The organism is Caldanaerobius polysaccharolyticus DSM 13641 (assembly GCF_000427425.1).
Lineage (GTDB): Bacteria > Bacillota > Thermoanaerobacteria > Thermoanaerobacterales > Caldanaerobiaceae > Caldanaerobius > Caldanaerobius polysaccharolyticus.
Map to the genome: position 1 here is coordinate 325,236 of NZ_KE386494.1, position 17,894 is coordinate 343,129.

General features: G+C 37.7%; 12 protein-coding genes and 2 pseudogenes. All 14 read right to left on the reverse strand.

The window, feature by feature from the left end; all coding sequences use genetic code 11:
- Positions 1–32: 32 nt before the first annotated feature.
- Positions 33–1,856, reverse strand: coding sequence for an L-fucose isomerase (locus tag CALPO_RS0102590; protein ID WP_035172025.1), 1,824 nt, complete (start codon positions 1,854–1,856; stop codon positions 33–35).
- 59 nt (positions 1,857–1,915) lie between these two features.
- Positions 1,916–3,181, reverse strand: coding sequence for an alpha-L-fucosidase (locus tag CALPO_RS0102595; RefSeq protein WP_051585792.1), 1,266 nt, complete (start codon positions 3,179–3,181; stop codon positions 1,916–1,918).
- A gap of 42 nt (positions 3,182–3,223) precedes the next feature.
- On the reverse strand, positions 3,224–4,075 hold the full coding sequence (locus tag CALPO_RS0102600) for a carbohydrate ABC transporter permease (RefSeq protein WP_051585793.1): 852 nt from the start codon (positions 4,073–4,075) through the stop codon (positions 3,224–3,226).
- 21 nt (positions 4,076–4,096) lie between these two features.
- Entirely contained in the window at positions 4,097–4,978 is an 882-nt protein-coding gene (locus tag CALPO_RS0102605; RefSeq protein ID WP_035172027.1) for a carbohydrate ABC transporter permease, read from the reverse strand.
- An 89-nt stretch (positions 4,979–5,067) separates the two neighbouring features.
- Positions 5,068–6,384, reverse strand: a complete 1,317-nt coding sequence (locus tag CALPO_RS0102610) for an ABC transporter substrate-binding protein (RefSeq protein WP_026485940.1) — start codon at positions 6,382–6,384, stop codon at positions 5,068–5,070.
- Positions 6,385–6,919: 535 nt separating this feature from the next.
- Positions 6,920–7,978 (reverse strand): uroporphyrinogen decarboxylase family protein, encoded by a 1,059-nt coding sequence (locus tag CALPO_RS0102615; RefSeq protein ID WP_026485941.1) that lies wholly within the window; start codon positions 7,976–7,978, stop codon positions 6,920–6,922.
- A gap of 747 nt (positions 7,979–8,725) precedes the next feature.
- The gene (locus CALPO_RS0102625) at positions 8,726–9,526 is read right to left on the reverse strand and encodes a polysaccharide deacetylase family protein (RefSeq protein ID WP_026485942.1); all 801 of its coding nucleotides are present in this window, start codon (positions 9,524–9,526) and stop codon (positions 8,726–8,728) included.
- A gap of 280 nt (positions 9,527–9,806) precedes the next feature.
- Complete coding sequence (locus CALPO_RS0102630) at positions 9,807–10,667, reverse strand: carbohydrate ABC transporter permease (protein ID WP_026485943.1); 861 nt, start codon at positions 10,665–10,667, stop codon at positions 9,807–9,809.
- A 14-nt stretch (positions 10,668–10,681) separates the two neighbouring features.
- On the reverse strand, positions 10,682–11,566 hold the full coding sequence (locus CALPO_RS0102635; protein ID WP_026485944.1) for a carbohydrate ABC transporter permease: 885 nt from the start codon (positions 11,564–11,566) through the stop codon (positions 10,682–10,684).
- A gap of 121 nt (positions 11,567–11,687) precedes the next feature.
- Entirely contained in the window at positions 11,688–13,007 is a 1,320-nt protein-coding gene (locus tag CALPO_RS0102640; protein WP_026485945.1) for an extracellular solute-binding protein, read from the reverse strand.
- A 255-nt stretch (positions 13,008–13,262) separates the two neighbouring features.
- Complete coding sequence (locus CALPO_RS0102645) at positions 13,263–14,876, reverse strand: response regulator (protein ID WP_026485946.1); 1,614 nt, start codon at positions 14,874–14,876, stop codon at positions 13,263–13,265.
- Positions 14,863–16,623: a sensor histidine kinase gene (locus tag CALPO_RS0102650; protein ID WP_026485947.1), complete on the reverse strand. Its 1,761-nt coding sequence runs from the start codon at positions 16,621–16,623 to the stop codon at positions 14,863–14,865. The genes CALPO_RS0102645 and CALPO_RS0102650 overlap by 14 nt, the downstream gene beginning before the upstream one ends.
- Before the next feature lie 96 nt (positions 16,624–16,719).
- Positions 16,720–16,896: pseudogene (locus CALPO_RS14575) on the reverse strand (transposase); the annotation flags it as partial.
- 49 nt (positions 16,897–16,945) lie between these two features.
- A pseudogene (locus tag CALPO_RS13085) lies at positions 16,946–17,894 on the reverse strand (transketolase family protein).

A 17,894-nucleotide genomic window follows, 5' to 3' on the forward strand; every position in this document is an offset into this window, starting at 1 on the left:
ACTTTACTATCTATAGAAATATACGTTTATACCTAATTTTTACCGTATAGCGGGCCGAAATTCTGACACGCCCTGTAATCGGCACCCTCAAGGTCCATGGTGCCAAAGGCACCCCATGCACTGGGCCTGAATATCTTCTCTTCTGGCACGTTGTGCATGGCAACAGGTATTCTCAGTATAGACGCCAGTGTAATCAAGTCCGCTCCAATGTGACCGTAACTTAATGAACCGTGATTCGCGCCCCAGCTGTTCATCACTGAGTAAACGTCCTTAAACGCCCCTTTGCCTGTAAGCCTGGGCACAAACCACGTCGTCGGCCATGTCGGGTCTGTCCTGTTGTCCAGTATGTGGTGCACGTCTTCTGGCAACTCTACCGTATATCCTTCAGCAATCTGTAAAACCGGCCCAAGGCCCTTTATTATATTAAGCCTGGACATGGTAACAGGCATCCCGCCTTTTGTCACAAACTGGGACGAAAAACCTCCTCCCCTGAAATAGCCCCTGTTTGCAGGCCTCCAGCTAGTAGCATCCAGACACCTTGCCACATCATCAGCTGTAATATCCCAGAAAGGCTTCATAACAGGATTGCCGTCGGCATCTCTCTGCTGGCCTGTTCCATCTAATGCTGCTGAACCTGAATTGATCAGATGGATTATCCCGTTGGCAGCTATGCCTGTTAGCTCTTTACCTGTTACCCTCTTTACGGCCTCGGGACTCCAATAGGTCCTGACATCTGCAAATACCTGGGCTCTATCTGAAAGCAAATGCCCAAAAAGCATTGCCACGGCGTTTAAAGAGTCGTTTTCGGTCGCAAGGATAAATGGCTCTCTGATGCCGTTCCAGTCGAAGGATGAGTTAAGTATCGCCTCGGAGAAGTCGCCGTTGGGAAAATGGTCTGTCCACTGCCTCTGTCCCTGAAAACCTGCTGCAATGGCATTGTGGCCCTCCGACTCTTCCACAAATCCAAGATCCGCAAGCCTTTTGTTGCCTACCATCAAATCCCTTATGATAAGCGTCATCTTAACTACTGTCTCCCACTCTTTATCCTTTCTCTCCCTGGATACCTTAAGGTAATCGGGATTGTTATCTTCTCTTTCAATGCAGTTCTCTCTTACCCATTTCATCCCCCTTTCAAACTCTTCTTTGTCGTAAATCCCTTCTTCCATTCTCCTTACGAGCTCTGACATATCCACGTATTCAACCCTCATGCCCAGATAATCCTCGAAGAAATCTGGGTCAACGATGGATCCTGCAATACCCATGGCTACATTTCCTATAGACAAATAGGACTTATTCCTCATGGTAGCCACTGCAAGTCCCGCTTTTGCGAACCTCAGAAGCTTCTCTTTTACATCGTCAGGAATCGTCCTGTCAGTGGCATCCTGCACGTCTTTTCCGTATATACCAAAGGCAGGCAGGCCCTTTTGGTTGTGGGCTGCCAAAGCAGCTGCCAGGTACACCGCACCGGGTCTCTCAGTGCCGTTGAAGCCCCATATGGCTTTAGGCATATATGGGTCCATATCGATAGTCTCAGAGCCATAACACCAGCACGGGGTGACCGTTATCGTGACACCTACTCCTTCTCTTGCGAACTTTTCCGCTGCTTTGGCAGCTTCTGCAAAACCGCCTATGGTGGTATCAGCGATTACGCATTCAACCGGCATTCCATTGGAACGTTTGAGATTAGACGATAGAAATTCCGCAACAGCCTTTGCCATTCCCATTGTCTGCTCTTCAAGTGATTCCCTTATACCGTTGCGGCGCCCATCGATAACAGGGCGAATGCCTATTTTGGGAAGCGAACCGTTTAACCTGTTGCGCAAAGGCGCAATCTTAATGTCTTTGACATTAGTCATAAAATATCACCCTTTCTGTTCTGCGAGCAAGCAGCGTCTCAGTTATAATTGATTTAATTTTACTCGCTTAATTCCAGCTCTACCACTGTGTCAATGTCATCAGGTAGCCCGGACACAGCTAAATTTAAAAAGGCGTCGTCCTTATAGTCTGTCGCATTCCACGGCTCGCTGATATCCACCTCTGACCCGTCACACAGCAACCGAGCTCTTTTGACCTTGCCTTTAAGCCCTCGCAAATTGATAGGACCTATACCCCTGTCAAATATATGGGCATATAGCTTGTTGCCTTTTTTGGTGTACCTGCCCCATTCTGGCTTTGGCAGCTCTGCGCGACCGCACCCATATATGCTCTCGCCATTCTTCTTCATCCACTTGCCTATCTCAGAGAGGATGTTAAGGGACTCCTCCGGTATCTCCCCTTTTGCGTCAGGACCTACATTTAAAAGCAGATTCCCTCCTTTGCTCACACACTCCACCAGCGCCCTTATAATCTGCTTCGGCGTTTTAAAGTCTTTATCTGCAGCGCAATACCCCCAGTGATTGTTCATCGTTATGCACGCTTCCCATGGAATCGGATTGCCCGCTTCATCCAAAATCCCTTCAGGAGGTATTATCTGCTCTGGTGACGCAAAATCCCCTGCGTATACCTCTGGGTTGACAGACCTGATGTTGCCACCTAATCGATTGTCGATGATAATATCCGGCTGCAGCGAGCGCACCATTTTGACCAGTTCTGTGGCCTTCCATGCCTCTCCTATCTTGTCATCGTAAGAAAAGTCAAACCACATAATATCGATTTTACCGTAGTTGGTCAACAATTCCTTGACCTGGCCGTGCACGTACTCCACATACCTTGAAAAATCCTGTTTTTTGTCTCTGTACAGCTGGTTATCTCTCATGGGATGATGCCTGTCGCCATAGGCAGGGTAATCTTCATGGTGCCAATCCAACAGCGAGTAATAAAAGCCTACGCGCAAGCCTTCCTCGCGGAACGCCTCTACGTATTCCCTCACCAGATCTCGTCCTGCTGGCGTGTTGGTCGCCTTGTAGTCTGTAAGCTGGCTGTCAAACAGGCAAAAGCCATCGTGGTGCTTGGTAGTCAGCACAGCGTACTTCATACCAGCCTCTTTCGCCACCCTGGCCCACTTCCTGGGATCGTAATTTACAGGATTAAACTCCTGGAAAAAGGGATGGTAATCCTCAATAGATAACCTCTCATGGCTGCGTACCCACTCGCCTCTGGCCGGAATGGCGTACAATCCCCAGTGGATGAACATGCCAAATCGGTCATGCATAAACCACATCGTTCGTTCCTCTCTGTTCATTTTAAAATCCCCCATTCTAAAAATTTTAATATTTAAATTATATTACCTTCCTCCCATTCCTGTAACTGTTATACCTTCCACAAAGTACTTCTGAACAAACATAAACAGTATCAAAGGTGGAACTACAGCAATCGTTGCCCCTGCCATTAATAACTCCCATCGCACGCCGTATTGTTCAATAAACATAGCAACACCTACAGGCAGTGTTTTCATAAAATCATTATCCGTTACAACCAATGGCCACAAAAAACTATTCCAATTACCTATAAAGGTAAATGCTGCCAGACTAGCGATAGCAGGACGACCTAATGGGAGGATAATATAAAGGAATGACTTCAGCCTAGAGCACCCTTCTATAAACGCCGCCTCCTCTAATTCCATTGGTATAGTAAGGAAAAATTGTCGCAATAAAAACGTTCCAAACGCCGTAAAAGCTCCAGGTATTATAAGGGCATAATATGAATTTAACCATCCTAAATACTTCATTAATATATACATGGGTATCATTGTGACCTGAAAAGGTATCATCAATGTGCCCAGATAAACAGCAAATAGTGTATCTCTGGCAGGAAACTGAATTCTTGCAAAAGCATAAGCAGCCATTGAAGAAGTCATTAAAACCAAAATCGTCGTAGTAACAGATACAAATATAGAATTTATATAAAATCTTCCGAACGGTAAGTAATTCCATGCTATTTTATAATTCCCCCATGCAAGATAACTGCCAAACCACTTCGGTGGTATAGAAAACAGCTCCTGTGATGGCTTAAGCGACGTAGCAATCATCCACAAAAAAGGAATCATGAAAATTATACCGCACAAGGTGAGAAAAAAATAATTCACAATTCTCCAAAATACACTAAGATCCTTTCTATGAACTAAACTCTTAACCATATTGTACCTCCTTTTCTACCGTCATATATCATATGTCACCCAATTTTTTTGCATCTTTAACTGAATTAGCGTAAGCACAAAAATCATTATGAAAAGTATCCAAGATATCGCCGCTGCATAACCCATCTTAAAGAACTGGAAGCCATTCTGGAAAATGTACATAACAAGCGTTGTAGTAGCGTTCATAGGTCCACCATTAGTCATAATGTATATTTGATCAAAAACCTGGAATGATGTTATAAGGGTCATTACTATGCCAAAGAACAAAGTCGGCGATAACAACGGTATTGTTATCTTAAAGAATTTGCCAATACTATTTGCACCATCTATTTCGGCAGCTTCATACAATGTATGAGGAATAGCTTTAATCCCTGCCATAAAAACCACAGTATTATAGCCTACTCCCCACCATACACTCATCAATACCACAGAAAACATAGCAATTTTCACATCTCCAAGCCAGTTAGGGCCTTTTATACCTATGCTTTCCAATATACCATTAAATAGACCAAATTCAGGCTGGTATATCCATCTCCATATAGAAGCTACGGCCACTCCTGGAGACAACACTGGTAGAAAAAACAGGGTCCTATATATTGTTATGCCTTTTATGTCTTTGCTCAGCCATGATGCCAATAATAGTGAAATAACTATATTCAAAGGCAGATATTCAACCACGTATTTTAACGTGTTTAGTAACGCCTTTTTAAACAGAGGATCTTTCGCAAGTTCTAAATAATTTTGAAATCCCACAAATGTAGGAGGATTTAAAACAGGCCAGTTAAAAAAGCTCAGTATCAGTGAAGCTGCTACCGGTCCTATAGTAAAAACGAAAAATCCAATTATATTGGGTAATAAAAACAAATACGCTGCAATTACATCTTTCTTTTGCCTAACCGTCATAATCAAACCTCCAAACTAATAACAACATCAATTGGGATGAAAAGAAGGTTGTATATGAAAACCTTCTTTTCATCTACATTAAATAGTCATCACTTAGTTACTTTTGAAGATATTTCTCTTATTTGTTGATCCATCTTTGGGATAATATCTGCTGCTTTAGCTTTGCCAAAATAAATCGGTTGCAAAACGTTTTGGGTTATGAAATTGTCTGCTTCTGTCCAATTAGCCGTCACATAAGGTGCAACTTCATCAGCTAAACACTTTTCTAACGCCTCCTGGGCACCAGGAACATTAGCAGCACCTTTATAATACTCTTCCTGAACACTTTTCCTAGCAGGAAATGCCCTTCCATTCTTAGCTAACAATGACAATGCCTCTTTACTAGTAAAATAAGAAACTACTTTAAAAGCCTCTTCAGGATATTTTGTCTTGGCATATATACCAAATCCAGAGCCTTGTACATATGTCGTTCTCTTGCCTGACGTTGGCGATAGTGGCGTAGGAGCTACAGCAAAATTAAATTTTGTATTTTTCTTTGTATTTATTAGACTCCACGGGCCGTCGTAGTACATTCCAATATGCCCCGCATACCAACGGTCAGATAAAGAATTTGCCGTTAAATCCGATAAGGTAGGGGCAACGTGATACACATTTATAAGATCTGCAAACCACTGAATCGACTCAATAGCCTTGGGATTGTTAAATGTGATCTGATCTTTGCTTTTATCGACATAATCACCGCCGTTAGATATAATATAATGCATATTGGTCCACCATGCTCCATCAAGGGCAAAACCAAAGTCGTGATTTTTGGGATTGGTCATTTTCTTAGCAGCATCTAGTAAGTCATTCCATGTCCACTTATCAGTAGGATAAGATACCTTATATTTGTCAAACATGTCTTTGTTATAGAAAAGAATAAGTGGTCCAAAATCATAAGGTAATGCATACGTTTTACCATCATAACACAATTCATTTAACATATCTGCAAAAAAGTCATCTATATCAAGTTGCTGTTGTTTTATATAGCCATCAAGCGGCAACAATGCATTCCTTTGAGCATATTCACGTGCCTTTGTCCAATGTATGCCCACTACATCTGCAGCTGTTCCACCGGCAACTTGTGCAGGTAACTTTTGCCAATAAGTATTCCAATCAACCGTCTCTAACTTTACATTTATATTTGGATACTTTTTTGTGACATCCCGTGCTATCTGCTGCCACAATTCCCTATCCTCAGCCCCAGCCCAAAACTGGACCCTGATTGTGACTTGTTTGTTTTTACCAACATCTTTATTTGATCCATTAGAGGGTTTACTGCCAGATGAGTTACAACTAGAAAGTATCAGTATTAAAGAAAAAATTATAGATAATAATACTATATTTTTCTTCTTTTTTGTTTTCATAAATATCCCCCTCATATAAATGATTTGAAATCAACAGGATCGGCAGAATCGGATTTCATGATCGCTCTAAATCCCCCCCTTGAAAATAATACTTCTAAAATTTAGCAAAAAAATTATATACAAATCACCACCTTCTCTTGAATTTTGGTTGCAGAATCTCCAAAACATGATAAATTAAGGGATTCTCTTCATTTTGCAACTACCTACTTGACTTTAATAACTTAAATCGTTTCAATAACATTTTAACTTAACATAAAAATGTTTTCAAAGTCTAAAATTGCTTAAATCTATCGAATATCAGCTGATTTTCTGCTGTTTCTTGAATTTTTTTCGTGCTATCTCGTTTTTTCTTCATTTTACATGCTATTCATATTTAAATTCCTTCTACTTGTATATAAAACGTTGTCATTATTTTTTAAAGACAAACTTACAACTCTAAGTATCACCAGCAATGCTGTTCACTTTAACTTTTTCTTTTTATTGAGGCCATATATAATCGCATTAAAATACAGTAGTGTGCTATAAAACACCTTTATCATCTGCGACTCAATTTATTATAAATTTCATTATAGTAAAGGGCATTTTCAACAGGAGTATTCGGTGGTATATGATTACCCACAGCCATAAAAAATCCAGGGCAATTCTTACCTATATCCATGCATCTCCTGACTTCATTATATATATCTTCCTTTGTTCCGTTTAACAATATAAGTGTATCCGCATTTCCTATAAAAACATGGGTTTTCCCGTATTTTTCAGCAATATATTTCATATCAGTAGTGGGCTCCATTACAAAACCATGAATACCACAATCCGCAATGTCATCTATAAATTCCGTATAATTACCATCTGATGTGTAAATTATTTTCTTTCCGCTCTCAATAAGCGGTGCAAACAACTTTTTATAATTAGGAAATACGTATTTGCGGTACCACTGAGGGTGTAAAAAAGCACCCGATGTCCATACGATATCGTCGTGTATCATCACTACAGGTACATCAGCTTCTCCCAGAGCATCAAAATACTGATGAATCCATGATGCGTAGCGATTAGTCAACTCTCCAAAGCCCTCTATATCCGTACCTGCAGCCAGAAGCAGCATATCCCAACCAAAAATACCGATAAGCCCTGACATGCAAGATACATAAATACCTGTCATATTTACGCCGTCAGGATAAAACCGGCAGTTCTTTTTATAATGTTCCTCAAAATCCTTCACCAATGCTTTTTTATCCCTGCTCCCGTATATTTCCCACGGATCAAATCTGAGAACGTCTTCAGGACTGTTAAAAGGACAATATACCTCTGAGCTAAAATCAACTCCCCCTGACGCATACGCGGCATGGCCCATCTTAGTCCGCACATCGCCGAAGACGTCGGCATCAATCAACGTGCTCCACACAAAGTCGTAATTCCATGCTTTCATAAAAGCATATTTAGCTTTGCTCTGCACATCTGCTGGGCTCTCAGCATTTACATCAATGCCAGTCACGGTTTTTACCAGATCCCAATGAAATTCAGCCGAATACTCTGTGCGTGGAACTCTCGGCGGCATCTCCAAATTTATAGCGGCCATTCCATCACTATATGACATAGATAAAACGCATCTCTTTTAAATCTTTTATCAATCGTCATACCGCAGCAATCGATTTTTTCTATTCATGGCTTAATTTATTAAATCGTTTCAATAGTATTTTAACTTAATATGAGAATATGTTCAAACTCTAAAATTAATTAAATCTACCGATATCCACTGATTTTCTTTTGTTTTTAAAATTTTTCTCGTGTTATCTCATTTTTTTCCTTTATTTTAAAAGCTATGTCGTTTAAAATTTCTTTACTCTCATATAAAACGTTGTCACCATTTTTAAAGACAAACTTACAATTCCGAGTACTGTCAACTATAATGTCTAGTTTAACTCCTTCTTCCCACTAAGGCCAGATATGATCGTAAAAAAATAAAAGGCAGCATAAGAACTAACATTGCATTCTTTCGCTAACGGCCCCTTTGCTTTTCTTGCTTTGCAAATAATCTTTTACGGCTGATAATTTTTGTTCAAAAGTTACGTTGGATTTTTGTCTCATAAAAAATATGCCCCCCTTGAAGTAACTCTACTACAAGGGGAACATATCACGTCCCTGCCACCAGCCTTTTTTGTCCTATGAGAGGCAGTTCTTGTAGAAAACGAAGGTATAAATATCTTGATACTGTGCTGTTTCGCGCATTGTCATCTTTAATGTCTATGTATCCTGTCTTGCTATTTATTTCTAATAAAAAATCATCCACAAATGTTATACTTCACATAACATAATAGTGGATGATTTTTTATATAACCTTATTTCATTTTAATTTAATTCTCTCACCAGAATCTATTTTTATCGGCTCACCATCTACACCGATCCATACAGGTATTGCTGATGGATTATATACCATGCTGCGATCAGCACTAAATTTTAAACTCCTCAATGCGTCTATATAATCCTTTATTTCAATATTTGTAGCGTACCACACGGTTTCATCAAATGATGCCATTTTGCAAAATTCTTCTATTAGATCCCAATTGCCATTTCTGTCGAACTCGAAGCTGTGTCCCCATACATAAAATAGAGGCATCTGTTCCCATTCTTTTAGGTTCTTAAATTCCTTCAGCTTCTGTATAACATCTTGATCATGATGGCAAGTCGGATGCCATTCTAAAAAATTATTGGGTATCCCAAAGCTTTTAGTAGACTTAACCGTCCTAGAATACTCTATGCCAAATGATGTAAGACTATTTAGCAACGCATCGCTGTAGTCTCCATAAGGATATGCCATACCTCGTACTTGATAGCCTACAAGCGATTCGAGATTTTTCCTATCTTCCATTATTTGATAGGCCAGTTCCTCTGGCGGTATCAACGACAAACACGGATGATTTAATGAATGAACTGCTACTTCATGTCCTTTATACAACTCTTTTATCTCTTTCTTAGACACATAAGGTTCTGTATCAAATCTGCCTGAATTCAAATTGAATGTGCCTTTGATGCCGTATTTGTTAAATATCTCTACCAATCTTCTGTCAAATACCTGGCCATCGTCATAGCTCATCGTCAAAGCTTTTTTCTTTCCACCATGATAATAGCCAAAGCTTATCTTCACCTCTATTCCCCCCTCTAAAGTTTTATAATTTCAATACTCCAATTCTCTCAAATCACCGGCAAGCTCTTGACTTATCTTATACGGTTGACTTCCACCTATATACAACGTAAATAATCCCAGTTCTAAGGTACACCTTCCATCATCGCTATTAAAGCCATGCTCTTCGGTACTTATACAGATGATTTTATATCTTTTAAATATCTACGGCATCATCAGCACTGAAAATTCGGATCTTTGTAAAGATATGCCCCTGTAAAGTAATAATTTTTCTTTTACTATTTTATCCCTTTATTGCTCCTACTACAAGACTCTTTTGCACTTGTTCGCTAAGAAGAACATATATCAAAATAGTAGGAATCGTAGCAATCACAAGTCCAGCACCAATTGGCCCCCACTCAGTCTGATATTGTCCTGACAAAGACATAATACCAACTGTCAATGTCTTTATTGCATCGTCATTTATAAAAGTATTAGCAAACATAAGCTCATTCCACGTAGAAAGGTACGTAAATATTGCTATAGTCGCTAATGCCGGCCTTATAAGAGGCAATATAACGTAATAAAACGACTTGTATATGCTACATCCATCAAGAAATGCCGATTCCTCTAACTCCCTCGGTACAGTGTAAAGGAAGCCTGTCAATATAAATATCCCCATAGGTATAGCGAATGCAACGTATGGTATTACCAGCGATGCATACGTATTAAGCAAGTTCAGATTCTTCAATATTATAAATAACGGAAGCAGTGTAGCATGTAGAGGCACCATCATGCCAGTTAAAAATATTGTAAGAACTAATTTACTGTACTTCCACTTCATCCTTACAATCGCATATGCGCTTGTTGCCACCAAAATGCTCGATATTATAATAGTTAAAACAGTGACTATTGTACTGTTTATAAAGTACCTGCCTACATTACCGCTGGACAAAGCAACAGCATAGTTTGACCATTGCCAAATACGCGGAAATCCAAGTATATTTCCTCCAAATATTTCAGTATTGTTTTTTACAGAGAATAAGAATAGCCAAAATAAAGGATAAATTTGCACTATCGCCCAAATAACTAAAATAGCTTCAAGTACATAAAATCCTATTTTTTTAAACCAACTCTTTTTATTTTCACCAGCTATATTTTCCAATTCACACACCACCTTTAATATGCTACATCTTTTCCAAATAATTTTTGTATAATCAACGTTCCTATTAATGATTCTAAAATGATAAATATAGCCATTGCGCTTCCATATCCATATTGATATCTAAAGAATATCATGTTGTACATCAATGTTGACGGCACCTCACTGGCATGTAACGGACCGCCATTTGTCAAAACATAGATGAGGTCAAATGCTTTAAATGAACCGATAACAGCGAATATGACGCAAACCTTCAATATAGGTTTCATAAGAGGTATTGTTATCCTGAATGCAATCTGTGATTCAGTGGCACCGTCGATTTTTGCAGCTTCATATATATCTGTAGGTATTGATTTTGCTGATGCATACATTAAGAGCATATGATAGCCAATATACTGCCACACTATAGGTACAAAGACCGCCCCGAGAGCTGTCTTAGTATTTCCCAACCACTGATTTGTAAGTGATTGAAGTCCTATCTTAGTCAGTATAAAATTTAAAAGCCCGTAATTGGGATTGTATATTTTCATCCAAAGTTGTCCTATGACGACGGTAGACAAAATAACCGGTATGAAGTAAACAGTCCTGTAAAACTTCTCACCTTTAATCCCCCTTGAAAGAATAAGAGCCAGTAAAAGAGAAATAGGTAGTTGGATAAAAACAGACAATACAGCTAAGATAAATGAGTTTTTCACTGAGATAATAAATCCATCTGTATTGTTTATAAATAGGTTCTTATAATTCTCAAGACCAATAAATACTCCTTTGCTGAATCCGTCCCATTTTAGCAAACTGTAGTAGAAAGAAAAAAATATTGGAAGCAGTACGATGACTAAAAAGACTAAAAATGCTGGAAACACAAATAGGAATATAGCCTTTTTATCGCTTAAGATTTTCTCCATAGGAAACCTCCTAACAAAAGTAATAAAAGCACACAATACATTTTCAATAATATAAATTACTATATCGTTAAATAATTTCCTGCTAATTATCGAGTAATTAGCAGGAAATTGAAAATATCATTTATTTTCCGTTTATCTTCTGTTGCATTTGTTTTGAATACTCTTCTGGAGTAATCTGTTTTGCAAACAATTGAGCAACTAAATCTTTATGTGTCTGAGCAGCATCGCCACTAAGATAAATATCCCAAGCAGGAACACTACCCTTAGCATTTGCAACGATATTATTCATAATCTGTATCTCTAATGGATCAACTTTTGATTGATCTACATTGTCATATTTCCACGCTGGTAAGCCAGCAGCTATCAAATATTCCATATCTGATAACTGTTTTGCAAGATACTTGGCAGCTCTAACTGCCTCATCTTTGTACTTTGAATTTGCACTAACCATTAATGCTCCAACTGAACCGCCAATATACTCTGTAGGATCTCCTTTGCCACCTTCAATTGTAGGGAATCTCACTGCTTCAATTTTACCTTTTACAAGAGATGATGGATCTGAAACAAATGCTGCTGCATCGAAATTTCCTCCAAAGTACATAGCAGCTTTCCCTTGGTTAAATTCTGCTGTGGCTTCATCCCTTGTAAGACCCATAAAACCAGAATCAAACGCACCCGCATTAACCATGTCTTGTAACTTTTGAGCTGCATCTGTAAAAGCTTGATTGTCAAATGATGCCTTGCCGTTTAAAGCATCTCTTGTAAGCTGTACACCACCTTCGCGAAGTGCAATCATGTCGTAGTACCACATTCCAGGCCATTCATCTTTTTCACCTAATGCAAAAGGCGTTACACCTTTAGACCTAAATGTCTTTATAGCGTCGATAAGTTCACTAAATGTGGTTGGAACCTTTACATTGTATTTATCAAAAAGCTCTTTATTTATATAGAGTACACTTGCTTGTTGATCAAATGGGATGCCATATATTTTCCCATTATATGTGACATTGTCAAAAGAACCTGGTAGCAATTGATCCTTTGTGCCATCGTTTAAGTAGCTATCTAACTGAAGAACCTTTCCCGCTTCTACAAAAGGTTGTGAAAACCCTCCAGCCCAAGTCTGGAAAATATCAGGTGCTTCATTTGCAGCAATTGCAGCTTTAATCTTCGTCTTGTACGCATCATTTTCTGTCACGCTTTCTACAATCTGCACATTTGGATTTTCTTTATTCCACTGATCGATGATCTCTTTAACTTTCGTTTTTGCCGGTTCGCCAGTAAATAAATTCCAAAAGGTAAGCGTTATCTTTTTTGACGAACTTGAAGTCTTCGATGAGTTTGAAGTATTCGACTTGCTTAAATTATTAGAACTACACGCCGATGCACTAAGTACTAGAAATAAAGATAACACAATCAGCATCAATTTTTTAAATCCCTTCATTACCACACATCCTTTCTCAAATAATTTTAAAATAGATTACATATACATGATAAAATACTAAATCATCAATATGAATATAATTTTTTTACTACAATCTTCAATTTTTTTACCTTGTTTATTTACTATATAAGGTCAAGTCCAAATTTTAGTGTAAAAATCCCTCTGGCTAAAACCAGGTGTTTCTATCACCAACGTTTGGATTATCAGGAAATACCCTGATTACTCTATATTTTTTTGACAACAACCTTCGAGTCCCTAAGATTTTACAATACTTTTTATCAATTTTTTGTACTCACTTACTTTTAAACCTGTATACTTTTTAAAGCACGATGAAAAATAATTAGGGTCTTGTATGCCGACTGCATTAGCGATTTCAAATAATTTCATGTTTTTTTCTTTTATCAAATTTATTGCTTTTTCCATTCGCTTATTTGTAAGGTATTCTATAAAGTTTATGCCTGTCTCCTTTTTAAATGTCCTGCTTAAATAGCTGGGATTTAAGTAAAAGTGTTTTGCGACGTACGACAGCGAAAGATTACTATCGCCGATATTTTCCTCTATGAATTTTTTAACATTAGCGATTAAATTGTTGATATTGTTTATCTGCTCTTTGTTTATTGCCTTAATTGTATTTCTTACAATTGTTGATATATATTCAATCATGTCAGGCAGCGTCTCTATATTTATGATTTTGTTGTATGACTCTACTTCAGATAAATATATATCATCAAAGTTTTCTTTTAGTTCCAATGACACAGAGAAACAGATTGATATTACATTTAATGCTGTAACACGGATCAACTTGATTGCATTTTCGCTTTTAAGGTCTAAATTAGAAAATATGTCTTTTACCACATTTATTGCATTGTTTTCTAAACCTGATTTCAGGTAAAATCTCAATTCATTAAACAGGTGATTAGTGTCGAGCCCAGTTTTGCTTTCTGTAAATTGCACGTCTCTGTAATGTATGACACTGTTGTTGCCAACTGCTATGCGGTAATTTAATGCATCTATTGCCTCTTCGTACGATACTTTGATGTCACTTATCCTTCCTTTTATATTTCCTATGCCAATATTTACAATACAGTCAACATCCTTGATGATTTTATTTTTTAGTCTTATACAGGTTTTATACAGATCTAATTTTTCGTCGTTATTTAAGATGATAATTCTATTCATTGAATCAGCAAAAACCATTATCCTTCTCAACTCTTTAAAATAACTTTTTACGTAGTTGATCACTTTAAAATTTTGAATCAGACGAGATTCTTCGTTTACATCATTTGAATTGATAATCTCTAAAACGGCAACTTGATAAATACTGCCATTCAAAGGTATATCGAAGAATTCTAGCTTTTCTTTTACCAAATTATCGTCTAAATTGCCATTTATCAGCTCATTTAAAAACCGTTCTTTTAAATAAGGTAGATTATCGTAAAGCTGTCTTTTTAATTCTTCAAATTCTTCTTTCTTTTTTCTTTCATTTTCTATGACTGCTTTTAGCTTATATACGGTATTTGAGACTTCATCTTCGTCTATCGGCTTAAGCAAAAAGTCAAATACCCCTATTTTTACGGATTTTTGAGCGTAAACAAAGTCATTGTAGCCTGTGACAACGACAATCTTTATTGTAGGATATTTTTGTAAAATAGATTCGCTGAATTTTATACCGTCAATTCCGGGCATTTTTATGTCGGTAAAGACTACATTTGGCTTAAATTCGTCTATTAGTTTAAAACCTTCCTCCGCGTTTGACGCTTCGCCTACTATTTCCATTCCAAGCGTGTCCCAATCTATACAACCTTTTAATAGATTTCTTTCAAGATACTCATCGTCAATAATGAGCACTTTTATCTTATCCTTTATCATTCTGCTCCTCCTTGTTTATAGGGATAGTTATTTCGATCTTTGTTCTCTCATTTATTTTACTGTAAATTTTTACTACATCCGCAGAATTGTAATATATTTTCAACCTTTCTATTGTGGATCTAAGGCCAACACCTTTAGACTTACCGCACTCGATTTCTTTTATCTTTTCTTCACTCATGCCTTTTCCATTGTCTTCTACTATAAGCTTTATTTGATTATCACCATGTAAAGCTTTTATTGAAATGATTCCTTGACCGTCTTTGCTTCTTATACCGTGGTTTAAGGCATTTTCAACCAATGGCTGTAATATAAGCTTCGGTATTTTATAGCTTAATGTCCGCTCATCAATATCTTTTTCTACGTTAAACTTATCTCCAAACCTTATTTTTTGTATTGTGAGGTAACTGTTTATTATGTCGAGCTCTTCTTTTATGGTGATTTCCTCGCCATTAATTAAGAAAGATCTATAAAATTTACCCAGTGCTTTGACAATCTTGCTGGCATTTTTAGTATCTCCCATCAATATAAGAGCACTTATTGCGTCAAAAGAATTAAATAGAAAATGCGGCTTTATCTGTGATTGCATTACTTCTAGTTCCAATTTTCTTTTAATTTTTTGCTCGTTAATGATGTCGCTAATTAATTTTTTAATTTCATCGATCATCTTATTATAAACATCTTTTAGCATCCCTATCTCATCATTGCCGGTTATAATATTTACTTTTTCAAATTTTCCATCCTTTATTCCCTTCATAGAGTTTACCAGCTTTATTATGGGCTGTGTAATAAACAGCGATATAAACAATAGCCCTAGAATAAGCAATATGACATTTATTATTATGACAAATAGAAGTATTATATTGTATGTCCAAAATTGACTGTTGAGCTCATTAAATGGTGTTATGCTTATTATATTCCACCCAAATTTATTTTCTATGTGCGAAATGATGTACACTTCTCCGTTAATATTTTTTATAGTGGAGCCATTAGGCCTTATATAATTAAATATCTCGTTATTTAAATTTTTGCTTATATTAGTTGGCTCTATTATGCTGTTGCCTTTTTCGTCTTTTAGTATAATGCTTGATGTATAAGTATTGATGGCGCTGTTTATATATTTACTTAAATATAATTTAGATATGTTTATCATCATTATGCCTGAAGGCTTTTGCGTATTTATATCATTTATTACTCTGATGAAAGAGATATAACCTTGATTGTCTTTGTTATTTTCCAGCAGACCACCAGCATTTACTTCTAAAATGTATCCGCCATTTAAATTTAATAGCCTGTTGTACCAGTTAGTAGATTGTATCATGGGTAAACTTATACTTTTAAAAGAAACGTTATCGACGAAATATTTATTTCCATTGTTATCAAAAATATATATAGACGAAATAAAATCGTTGAAATTTAAAAAATCCGCTAAATACTTTTTCATCGGCTGTATGTAATTAGCGTTATTACCAGCATTGCCGCTTGAAAGGGCAGCTTGTAAAATTTGGCTCGAAATCAGTATTTTTGATTGGTTATCAACTGAATTGATTAACGATTCAACATTGGAATTAATGTGCGAAACGATTTCGTTTGAAACTTGCATAACTTTATTGTTTGTAATGCTATTGTTTATCTCTTTGTATGCTATTGAAAGAAAAGAAATCGAAATTATTAAAACAAACATGTAGTACAAAATTATTTTAGTTGAAATATTAAGATCACCAAGTTTTCTAGTAAACCTTTTCAACATAATATTAACTCCTTTGGAGTAAGGTATTAAATAACAACATTATTGCGACTCTACAATTATCTCTAAAGTTTCATCTGATGGAAGTATTGTTTTTTATTTTATAACTTCCCTTAACTGCCTGTAGAATCCTTCAATTATGTTTGTCGTATACATTATTTTCCTTACTTCATTAGGAAATTTGTAAAATGGCTTAAAACATCCCAATTACTTTCCCAACCTTTATTGCGGATGTTTATATGAAACATATTTAAAGTAATTCCTTAATTGATGTATATGCATCTAAGCCGCAGAAGAATTTTTGATCCTTCTGCGACTTTTTTTATCACCTGCGCTTTTTAATCTCCAACGCCTTTAACGCTTCTTCTACTATATCTTCAGGCGTAAGATGGTACAGCTTCAATAGCTCATCGGGCTTCCCTGACTGCCCAAATACATCTCTTATCCCTACCCGCCTTACGGGAACTGGTACCCTCTCGCTGACTACCTCGCATACCGCTGAACCTAATCCTCCTATCACGCTGTGCTCCTCTGCCGTCACTATCGCTCCTGTCTCCCACGCCGCCTTCACTATCAGCTCCTGGTCTATGGGCTTTATGGTGTGTATGTCTATCACCCTCGCGCTTATCCCCTTCTTCTTTAACTCTTCATGGGCTTCCAGCGCCGCTGCCACCATTATCCCCGTCGCTACTATGGTCACGTCGCTTCCTTCTCTTAGCTCTATCCCTTTGCCTATCTCAAACCTGTAGCTTTTATCATCGTATATCACAGGCACTCCCATCCTGCCAAGCCTGATGTACACCGGTCCTTTGTACTCGCACGCCGCTTTTACCGCAGCCCTCGCCTCTACATCGTCCGCTGGGTTTATAACCACCATTCCCGGTATCGACCTCATTATCGCTATGTCCTCTACTGACTGGTGGGTCGCTCCATCCTCTCCCACCGTTATGCCTGCATGGGTCGCTGCTATCTTTACGTTTAACCTGGGATAGGCTATGGAGTTCCTTATCTGCTCAAAGGCCCTCCCTGTGGCAAATATCGCAAAGGAGCTGGCATAGGGTATCTTCCCATGTGGCCAGGCCAGCTGCTGTACCCATGAGGTCCTGCTCTGATATGCCCATGTTGAAAAACCTATCGGGATATTTTTTCGCAAACTCTGCCGTCTTGGTGGATTTTGATAGGTCTGCATCCAGTACCACTACGTCTTTGTTGATCTCTCCTAGCTCTACCAGCGCTTTGCCGTAGGATTCTCTCGTCGCTATCTTCTCGCTCAT

Excerpts from the sequence above, each read along its gene's own strand:
- CALPO_RS0102615 (WP_026485941.1), bottom strand. The coding sequence starts at position 7,978 with ATGTCATATAGTGATGGAATGGCCGCTATAAATTTGGAGATGCCGCCG.
- CALPO_RS0102600 (WP_051585793.1), bottom strand. The coding sequence starts at position 4,075 with ATGGTTAAGAGTTTAGTTCATAGAAAGGATCTTAGTGTATTTTGGAGA.
- CALPO_RS0102590 (WP_035172025.1), bottom strand. The coding sequence starts at position 1,856 with ATGACTAATGTCAAAGACATTAAGATTGCGCCTTTGCGCAACAGGTTA.
- CALPO_RS0102595 (WP_051585792.1), bottom strand. The coding sequence starts at position 3,181 with ATGAACAGAGAGGAACGAACGATGTGGTTTATGCATGACCGATTTGGC.
- CALPO_RS0102645 (WP_026485946.1), bottom strand. The coding sequence starts at position 14,876 with ATGATAAAGGATAAGATAAAAGTGCTCATTATTGACGATGAGTATCTT.
- CALPO_RS0102640 (WP_026485945.1), bottom strand. The coding sequence starts at position 13,007 with ATGAAGGGATTTAAAAAATTGATGCTGATTGTGTTATCTTTATTTCTA.
- CALPO_RS0102610 (WP_026485940.1), bottom strand. The coding sequence starts at position 6,384 with ATGAAAACAAAAAAGAAGAAAAATATAGTATTATTATCTATAATTTTT.
- CALPO_RS0102635 (WP_026485944.1), bottom strand. The coding sequence starts at position 11,566 with ATGGAGAAAATCTTAAGCGATAAAAAGGCTATATTCCTATTTGTGTTT.
- CALPO_RS0102605 (WP_035172027.1), bottom strand. The coding sequence starts at position 4,978 with ATGACGGTTAGGCAAAAGAAAGATGTAATTGCAGCGTATTTGTTTTTA.
- CALPO_RS0102650 (WP_026485947.1), bottom strand. The coding sequence starts at position 16,623 with ATGTTGAAAAGGTTTACTAGAAAACTTGGTGATCTTAATATTTCAACT.